Source organism: Streptomyces durhamensis (assembly GCF_000725475.1).
In the GTDB taxonomy this organism is placed as follows: domain Bacteria; phylum Actinomycetota; class Actinomycetes; order Streptomycetales; family Streptomycetaceae; genus Streptomyces; species Streptomyces filipinensis.
This window is the reverse complement of sequence record NZ_JNXR01000062.1, coordinates 1-8,882: the sequence shown is the minus strand read 5'-3', so window position 1 is coordinate 8,882 and position 8,882 is coordinate 1. Positions and strand designations below refer to the sequence as shown.

Below are 8,882 nucleotides of genomic sequence, written 5' to 3'. Positions count from 1 at the left end.
GCGCGTGGGCGTGGCCCTGGCTGCCGTAGCCGATGACCGCGACCTTGCGGCCCTGGATGATGGACAGGTCGGCGTCAGCGTCGTAGAACAGCTCGGCCACTTTGGGTTCTCTCCTTGGTGTGCAGGTTGTGCGTCCCACCGTATGCCGGTGAGGGGAAGGGAAGTCTCGGAATCTCGGCATCCGGGCGGACGGTCGCCTCCGGCCGCCCGGATCCAGCCTTGCGCGGTTCGCTCAGGTTCAGCTTTACGCGGTTCGGTCGAGCGCGCGAAGCGAGCGGTCGGTGATCGAGCGGGAGCCGCGGCCGATCGCGATGGTGCCGGACTGCACCAGCTCCTTGATGCCGAACGGCTCCAGCATCTTGAGCATGGCGGACAGCTTGTCACTCGATCCGGTGGCCTCGATCGTGACGGCCTCCGGGGAGACGTCGACCGTCTTGGCGCGGAACAGCTGGACGATCTCGACGATCTGCGAGCGGGTCTCGTTGTCGGCGCGCACCTTCACGAGGACCAGTTCGCGCTGGACGGCCTGCCCGGGCTCCAGCTCGACGATCTTCAGCACGTTGACGAGCTTGTTGAGCTGCTTGGTCACCTGCTCCAGCGGCAGGTCCTCGACGTTCACCACGATGGTGATGCGGGAGATGTCGGGGTGCTCGGTGACGCCGACGGCGAGCGAGTCGATGTTGAAGCCGCGCCGCGAGAACAGGGCGGCGATCCGGGCCAGGATGCCCGGGGTGTTCTCCACCAGGACGGAGAGCGTGTGCTTGGACATGGTCTTTTACGTCTCTCTCGCTCAGTCGTCTTCGTTGTCGCCGAAGTCGGGGCGGACGTCCCGGGCGGCCAGGATCTCGTCGTTGGAAGTGCCGGCGGCGACCATCGGCCACACCATCGCGTCCTCGTGGACGATGAAGTCGACGACGACCGGGCGGTCGTTGATGGAGTTCGCCTCCTGGATGACCTTGTCCAGGTCCTCCGGCCGCTCGCAGCGCAGGCCCACGCAGCCCATCGCCTCGGACAGCTTCACGAAGTCCGGCACGCGCGTGCCCTTCGCCTGCGGGTTGACGTCGTCGGGACCGCTGTGCAGCACCGTGTTGGAGTAACGCTGGTTGTAGAAGAGGGTCTGCCACTGGCGGACCATCCCGAGGGCGCCGTTGTTGATGACGGCGACCTTGATCGGGATGTTGTTCAGCGCGCAGGTGGTCAGTTCCTGGTTGGTCATCTGGAAGCAGCCGTCGCCGTCGATCGCCCAGACGGTCTCGGCGGGCTGTCCGGCCTTGGCGCCCATGGCGGCCGGGACCGCGTAGCCCATCGTCCCGGCGCCGCCGGAGTTCAGCCAGGTGGCGGGCTTGTCGTACTGGATGAAGTGCGCGGCCCACATCTGGTGCTGGCCGACGCCCGCCGCGAAGATCGTGCCCTCGGGCGCGAGCTGTCCGATGCGCTCGATGACCGCCTGCGGCGAGAGCGAGCCGTCCTCGGGCTGGTCGTAGCCGAGCGGGTAGGTCTCGCGCCACCGGTTCAGGTCGCTCCACCAGGCGGTGTAGTCGCCCTTGTGGCCCTCGCTGTGCTCCTTCTGCACCGCCTGGACCAGGTCGGCGATGACCTCGCGGGCGTCGCCGACGATCGGCACGTCCGCGGCGCGGTTCTTGCCGATCTCCGCCGGGTCGATGTCGGCGTGGACGATCTTGGCGTAGGGGGCGAAGCTGTCCAGCTTGCCGGTGACGCGGTCGTCGAAGCGGGCGCCGAGGGCGACGATCAGGTCGGCCTTCTGCAGAGCGGTGACGGCGGCGACCGCACCGTGCATGCCCGGCATCCCCAGGTGCAGCGGGTGGCTGTCCGGGAACGCGCCGAGCGCCATCAGGGTGGTGGTGACGGGCGCTCCGGTGAGTTCGGCGAGGACCTTCAGCTCGGCCGTGGCGTGCGCCTTGAGGACGCCGCCGCCGACGTAGAGGACGGGCCGCCTGGCGGAGGTGATCAGCTTGGCGGCCTCGCGGATCTGCTTGGCGTGCGGCTTGGTCACCGGGCGGTAGCCGGGCAGGTCCATGGTGGGCGGCCAGGTGAAGGTCGTCTTCGCCTGCAGGGCGTCCTTGGCGATGTCGACCAGGACCGGGCCCGGGCGGCCGGTGGAGGCGATGTGGAACGCCTGCGCGATGACCCGCGGGATGTCCTCGGCCTTGGTGACGAGGAAGTTGTGCTTGGTGATCGGCATGGTGATGCCGACGATGTCCGCCTCCTGGAAGGCGTCCGTACCGATCGACTTCGAGGCGACCTGGCCGGTGATCGCGACCATCGGCACGGAGTCCATGTGGGCGTCGGCGATCGGCGTCACCAGGTTGGTGGCGCCGGGGCCGGAGGTCGCCATGCAGACGCCGACCTTGCCGGTGGCCTGCGCGTACCCGGTGGCCGCGTGGCCGGCGCCCTGCTCGTGGCGGACCAGCACATGACGGACCCGCGTCGAGTCCATCAGGGGGTCGTACGCCGGGAGGATCGCACCGCCGGGAATGCCGAACACCGTGTCCGCGCCGACCTCCTCGAGGGAGCGGATGAGGGACTGCGCACCCGTGACGTGCTCGACGGGGGCGGACTGCTGTCCTCCGGATCGGGGCCGCGGCTGCGGATGGGCCCCGGTGGCCTGCTCGGTCATCGGCATTCTCTTCTCGATGCTGAGGGTTTTTGCGAGGTTTGTGCGGAGTTCAAGCGCTGCACGAGCGGCACTCGTGCAACAAAAAACCCCTCGTGCCGCAAGGCAAGCGAGGGGAGCGCGTCGGTGAGGTCGCTGGGCGTTCCGGATCGTCCTCCGGTGGGTCCCAGCTCAGCCGACGCGCTGTCCAAGTACGAGAATTCGGGTGCGCATGGCACTGACCCTCCCCCCGGCACACACCACGTGTCAAGTGGGTGGGATGGGCGTCTCATTATGTGAGCGGAGTCCACTGTCACCTCCCAAGACGGCGGCCACACTCCCTGTGTACACCCCCGCGCCCCTCCGCGGGGCCCGTTCAGCCCCGGGGCGCACCGGTGGGTGTCGAGGCCACGACCGTGCTCAGCCCGTCGGGCCGCCGCGCGGTCGCCCCCTCGGCCCCGAGGCGTGCCTGCGGCTCCCGGACGCCGCCCGCGAACGCCGGTTCGGCGGGTGCGTGGGGCACCGGATAGTGGCCGGATCCGAGCGCCCGGCGCAGCCGGTACTCGTCCAGCGGCGCGGCGAACGCCATGCCCTGTCCGTGCGTGCAGCCCATCGCGCGCAGCGCCACGACCTGCTCCGGCAGGTCCACGCCCTCGGCCACGGACTGCAGCCCCAGATCGCCGGCGATGCGCAGCAGCCCGCTGGTGATCTTGTGCAGCCGCGCGGACTCCACGACGCCCTCGACCAGACTGCGGTCGAGCTTCAGGACGTCCACGGGGAGCCTTCTCAGGGCCGTGATGGCCGCGTGGCCGCTGCCGAAGCCGTCCAGCGCGATCCGCACCCCGAGCCGGCCGAGCGCGGTCAGCCGGCGCTCCAGCTCGTCCAGGGAGATCAGCGGATCGGTGTCGGACAGCTCCAGGACCAGCGCGCCGGGCGGTAGCCCGTGCCGGGTCAGGAGGGCCTCCACGGCGCCGAGCGGCTTCGAGCGGTCCAGCAGCCGCCGGGCGCTCATCCGGACGGCCACCGGTACGACGAGCCCGGTCGCGGCCCGCTCGGCGGCCTGCTCGACGGCCTCCTGCAGGACCCAGCGGTCCAGCTCGGCGGTCTTGTCGCCGTCCTCGGCCACCCGCAGGAACTCGGCCGGGGTGAACAGCACCCCCTGCGAGGAGCGCCAGCGCGCCTGTGCCGAGACCGCCGTGATCCGGCCGCTCTCCAGGCACACCACCGGCTGGTGCAGCAGCGCGAACTCTCCGTCGTGCAGTGCGGCACGCAGCCGGGTGGCCAGCTCCGCCTTGCGTACGACGTCCTGCTGCATCTGCGGCTTGTAGAGCTCGACCCGGCCCTTCCCGGCGGCCTTCGCGCGGTACATCGCGAGGTCGGCGTTGCGCAGCAGCTCGCCCGCCCCGAGGCCCGGTTCGGCGAAGGCGACGCCGATGGAGGCGTTGACCCGGACATCGTTGCCGTCGATCGGGTACGGCTGGGAGAGGGTCACCCGGAGGCGTTCGGCGAGCTCCAGGATGTTCCGCTCCCTCGCGGCACGGTCGCGGGTGCCGTCCCCGACGATCAGTGCCGCGAACTCGTCGCCGCCCAGCCGGGACGCCGTGTCCCCCTGCCGGACCGCGTCCTGGAGCCTGCGGGCGGCCTGGACGAGCAGCTCGTCCCCGGCCTGGTGCCCGATCGTGTCGTTGACCGCCTTGAAGCCGTCCAGGTCGATGAAGAGCACGGCCGTGTTGCGCAGGGCGGCGCCCCGGTCGGTGGCCCGGCGGCCGGACAGGGCCTGCTGCACACGCCGGGTGAACAGCGCGCGGTTGGGCAGGTCGGTCAGCGGGTCGTGCTCGGCGTTGTGCTGCAACTGCGCCTGCAGGCGCACCCGTTCGGTCACGTCCCGGCTGTTGAAGATCAGCCCGCCGTGGTGACGGTTGACCGTCGACTCCACGTTGAGCCAGCCGCCGTCGCCGGACCGGAAGCGGCACTCGATGCGGGTGGTGGGTTCCTCCGGCGGGCTGGCGGCCAGGAAGCGGCGCACCTCGTGCACCACACAGCCCAGGTCCTCGGGGTGGATGAGACTGGCCAGTTCGCTGCCCACCAGCTCCTCGGCGGGCCGGCCGTAGACCCCGGCGGCGGCCGGGGAGACGTACCGCAGGATGCCGTTGGGCGCGGCGATCATGATGACGTCGCTGGAGCCCTGCACCAGGGAGCGGAAGTGGTTCTCCTTCTGCGCCAGCTCCTGGGTGAGGGTGATGTTGTCCAGCAGCATGATGCCCTGCCGGATGACGAGCGCGAGCACGACGGCGCCCGCGGTGATCAGCACGACGTGGTCGGGCCGGCGGCCGTTGAGGACGTTGTACAGGATGCCCAGGGTGCACACGGCGGCGGCGAGGTACGGGGTGAGGGCGGCGAGGGAACCGGTCAGCGGCCGGCCGGACGGGTACCGGCTGTGCTCGGCGCCCGGGGCGGGTACGGACAGGTGGTGATGTCCGGTGCCGCGCTGGCCGGGCACATGCTCGTGGACCACCCGCGTGTGCCCCTCCGCCGCCCGGGCCTCCTGGGCCGCGAGGCGCCGCGGCGCGGCCCACGGGGCGTAGGCGAGCAGCAGCGAACCGGCGAACCAGCCCGCGTCCAGCAGATGCCCGGAGTGGTAACTGCTCTGCAGCAGCGGCGAGGTGAACAGCGCGTCGCACATCACGATCAGCGCGAGCGCGCCGATCACGGTGTTCACCGCCGTCCGGTTGCCCGGGGTGCGGCGGAAGTGCAGCGCGAGCACCATGCTGACGAGCGCGATGTCGAGCAGCGGGTACGCCAGCAGCAGCGCGGTACGCGGCACGCTCGGTCCGTCGAAGCGGGCCGCCTGGGCGAGCGCGAGGCTCCAGGAGAGGGTGAGCAGGGAGCCGCCGATCAGCCAGGCGTCCAGGGCCAGGCAGATCCAGCCCGCCTTCGTCACCGGCCGCTTGGCGAAGACCAGCAGGCCCACGATGGCGGGCGGCGCGAAACACAGGAAGAACAGGTTCGCCCAGCTGACCTGGGGCACCTGCTCGCCGAGCACGACCTCGTACCACCCCCAGACCGCGTCGCCGAGCGCCGCCATGAGCTGGGAGAGGGCGAACAGCAGCCAGGCCGACCGGAAGCGCACGCGCGTGGTGCGCGCGTAGCGGAAACAGGAGACCGCGGCGGTGGCCGCCGCGGCGCTCAGCCCGAAGTCACCCATGACGTCGGCGATCTGCTCCGTACCCCAGTCGAACGCGGCTCCGACGGCGTAGGCCGCGCAGATCACCGCGAGGACGAGCTGCTCCGCCGTGCGGGTGCCCTCGTCGGCGGCCGGCCGGCGGGGCGCCGGAGCCTGCTGCGGGTGGGGGGCGCGCACGGCTCCGTCCAGGGCGGTCGTCACAGAGGGCGGCGCACTCACCGGGGCCTCCCGGTCCGCGCCGTTCCCGCGTCCCGACGGTCCCGGTGCGGTGGGTGCGCATGCCTCCGGCGGCCGTTGGGCCTGCGGTGCTGGTGGCCGTGGTGGCTGGTGTGGTGGCCGCGTCTGCGCGTGGCCGTGCGCAAGGGTCGCCGTCGGCGGCTCCGCCGCGTCGGATCGTTCGTCCATAGGCCGTGCATCGCCCGTCGCCCCCCTCAATCTGAACTGTCCATCCCCGGCGCCGAACGTTCCACGGCGCAGCCCCTGTCGGGACGATACACCAGGATCGTCACTCAGGGACATAGCTTCTCTACGCTCCGTGACGACCAGCGGGTATGCGCGTACGCGCCGCGTCCGAGGGGTTGCGGAGGGTGCCGGAAGCGGGCTACGCCCCCGTCGTGAGGATCACGTTGCGCAGCGGCTCGTGGTGCACGAACCGGGTCAGCTGGTCGACGAGCAGCCGCTTCGCGCGTGGTGAGAAGGCCGAGGTGGGACCGCCCACGTGCGGGCTGATGAGCACGCCGGGGGCCTGCCAGAGCGGGTGCCCGGGCGGCAGCGGCTCGGGGTCGGTGACGTCCAGGGCCGCGGTGATACGGCCGCTCTCCAGCTCCGCCAGCAGTGCCTTGGTGTCCACGACGGGGCCGCGTGCCACGTTCACGAGCAGCGCCCCGTCCTTCATCCGCGCGAGGAACCCTGCGCTGACCAGGCCTCGTGTCTCCTCCGTCAAGGGCGTGGAAAGGATCACGACATCGGCGTGTGGAAGCAGAGAGGGCAATTCGGTGAGCGGATGCACGAGACCGCGCGCCGTGGTGCGCTTGGAGCGCGCAACGCGCGCCACCCGCGCGAGCTCAAAAGGCGTGAGCCGGTCCTCGATGGCGGCGCCGATGGAGCCGTAACCGACGATGAGGACGGACTTGTCGGCGAGGGCGGGCCGGAATCCGCCGAGCCACTCACCGCGCTCCTGGGCCCGTACGAAGTCCGGGATGCCGCGCAGGGAGGCGAGGACCAGGGTCAGGGCCAGTTCGGCGGTGCTCGCCTCGTGCACCCCGCGCGCGTTGCACAACCGCACGCCCGGACGCAGGTGCTTCAGGCCCGGCTGCACATGGTCGATGCCCGCCGTCAGCGTCTGTACGACCTCGACGGAGGTCATCCGCGGCAGCGGGCGCACGGCGATGCCCACGGGCTTCATGTAGGGCACCACGTAGACGGCGCAGTCGGCCGGGTCACCGGGAAAGGGCTGGTCACCGTCCTCACCGCCGTCCCAGAACAGGTACCGGGGCCCCTCGGGAAGCCCGTCGATCCCCTCCGGCGCCATGGGAAGCCACACGTCAGCAGTCATGGCAAGGAGGCTATGTCAGGTACGCGCGCGTGCAGAGGTTAGGTTGGGGGCCGGGCAGAGGGAGGTTCACGAGCAGGTGGAGCGCAGGACGATCGGCGCGGGGGCGCTCGCGGTGGGGGCCGTCGGACTCGGGTGCATGCCGATGAGCTGGGCGTACAGCGGGTCACGGCAGCGGGGCGAGACCTCGCTCAGAGCCGTGCACCGGGCGCTGGACCTGGGCTCGACCCTCCTGGACACGGCGGACATGTACGGCCCGTTCACCAACGAGCTGTTGCTGGGCCGGGTGTTGAAGGAGCGGCGCGCGGACGCCTTCGTGTCCACGAAGGTCGGGCTGCTGGTGGGTGAGCAGCACATCGTGGCCAACGGCCGCCCCGGATACGTGAAGCGGGCCTGCGACGCCTCGCTGCGGCGCCTGCAGACGGATGTGATCGACCTCTACCAGCTGCACCGCGCGGACCCCGAGGTCCCCGTCGAGGAGACATGGGGCGCGATGGCCGAACTGGTGCGGGCCGGCAAGGTCCGGGCGCTGGGGCTGTGCGCGGTCGGCGCGCGCGGTGGCCGCCGCTCGGGGGCCGGGCTGCACGACACCACGCTGCGCCAGCTGCAGCGGGTGCAGCAGGTGTTCCCGGTGGCCGCCGTGGAGGCGGAGCTGTCGGTGTGGTCGCCGGAGGCGCTGCAGGCGCTGCTGCCGTGGTGCGACGCCCGGGGTGTGGGGATCCTCGCGGCGATGCCCCTGGGCAACGGTTTCCTGACCGGCACGCTGACTCCCGGCGAGGGTTTCGAACCGGACGACCTGCGCGCTCGCCATCCCCGTTTCACGGCGGAGATGATGGCGGCCAACCAGCCGATCGTCGCGGGCCTGCGCCGCATCGCGCGCCGCCACGGCGAGCACGTCACCCCGGCCCAGGTGGCCCTGGCCTGGGTCCTGGCCCAGGGACGCCACGTGATCGCCCTCCCGGGCACGAAGACGGAGCGCTGGGCCGCGGAGAACGCGGCAGCACCCGACCTGCACCTGACCGGGGAAGACCTGGCAGAGATCTCCCGCCTACCGCCGGCCCACGACTCCTGGGACTGAGAACCAAAGGGGCAGCCTCGGCAGCCGGGCCCGAGGGGGCCGCCGGGGCGGGTTGCGGGGGCAGGAGGCCGGCGGCTGCGAGACGCCGAGTAGACCGACGGCCCGAGGCGAGAGACCGACGCGGCGGGCTGCGGGGGCTCGGCCGAGGAGACCGACGGGACGGGCTGCGGGGGCTCGGCCGAGGAGGCCGACGGGACGGGGCCGTGTGGGGGACAGGAGGCCGGAGGCGCGGGCTGCGGGCCCGACGGGCGGGGTACGGGGCTCGCGGGACTGAAGGGCGCGCTACGCGGCCGACACGGAGAAGACGGCAAGGCTTGCCACGGGGCCGGAGCGGAGAGGGCGGGCGAGGCCCGTCGGGGGCCGGTGGGACGAGGTCTGTGGGCGGGCCGGGGCTGGGGCACAGGATCGGTCGCGCGGGGCGAGTCCGTGGAGCCGGGGCGGGCCATCGTCGGTC

At 71.8% G+C, this 8,882-nt stretch carries 6 protein-coding genes; 1 reads left to right on the top strand and 5 read right to left on the bottom strand.

Going from position 1 to position 8,882, the window contains the following annotated elements:
* The 5 genes from IO33_RS50020 to IO33_RS0141520 all read right to left on the bottom strand — a co-directional run.
* The coding region (locus IO33_RS50020; RefSeq protein WP_134655277.1) for a hypothetical protein at window positions 1-100 on the bottom strand (100 nt) is incomplete at its 3' end.
* Window positions 101-244: 144 nt separating this feature from the next.
* The gene (ilvN, locus tag IO33_RS0141535; RefSeq protein WP_031174275.1) at window positions 245-769 is read right to left on the bottom strand and encodes an acetolactate synthase small subunit; all 525 of its coding nucleotides are present in this window, start codon (window positions 767-769) and stop codon (window positions 245-247) included.
* 21 nt (window positions 770-790) lie between these two features.
* Window positions 791-2,638, bottom strand: a complete 1,848-nt coding sequence (locus IO33_RS0141530; RefSeq protein ID WP_031174274.1) for an acetolactate synthase large subunit — start codon at window positions 2,636-2,638, stop codon at window positions 791-793.
* 352 nt (window positions 2,639-2,990) lie between these two features.
* Window positions 2,991-6,017 carry a putative bifunctional diguanylate cyclase/phosphodiesterase gene (locus tag IO33_RS0141525; protein WP_245236065.1) on the bottom strand — a complete coding sequence of 1,009 codons (3,027 nt, stop codon included), beginning with the start codon at window positions 6,015-6,017 and terminating at the stop codon, window positions 2,991-2,993.
* A 382-nt stretch (window positions 6,018-6,399) separates the two neighbouring features.
* On the bottom strand, window positions 6,400-7,353 hold the full coding sequence (locus IO33_RS0141520) for a 2-hydroxyacid dehydrogenase (RefSeq protein WP_031174272.1): 954 nt from the start codon (window positions 7,351-7,353) through the stop codon (window positions 6,400-6,402).
* Window positions 7,354-7,429: 76 nt separating this feature from the next.
* Between IO33_RS0141520 and IO33_RS0141515 the strand changes: the two genes are divergently transcribed.
* Complete coding sequence (locus tag IO33_RS0141515) at window positions 7,430-8,428, top strand: aldo/keto reductase (RefSeq protein ID WP_031174271.1); 999 nt, start codon at window positions 7,430-7,432, stop codon at window positions 8,426-8,428.
* Window positions 8,429-8,882 lie beyond the last annotated feature (454 nt).

Bases quoted from the DNA above. Each gene is read 5' to 3' on its own strand.
- ilvN (WP_031174275.1), bottom strand. From the start codon at position 769: ATGTCCAAGCACACGCTCTCCGTCCTGGTGGAGAACACCCCGGGCATC.
- IO33_RS0141530 (WP_031174274.1), bottom strand. From the start codon at position 2,638: ATGACCGAGCAGGCCACCGGGGCCCATCCGCAGCCGCGGCCCCGATCC.
- IO33_RS0141520 (WP_031174272.1), bottom strand. From the start codon at position 7,353: ATGACTGCTGACGTGTGGCTTCCCATGGCGCCGGAGGGGATCGACGGG.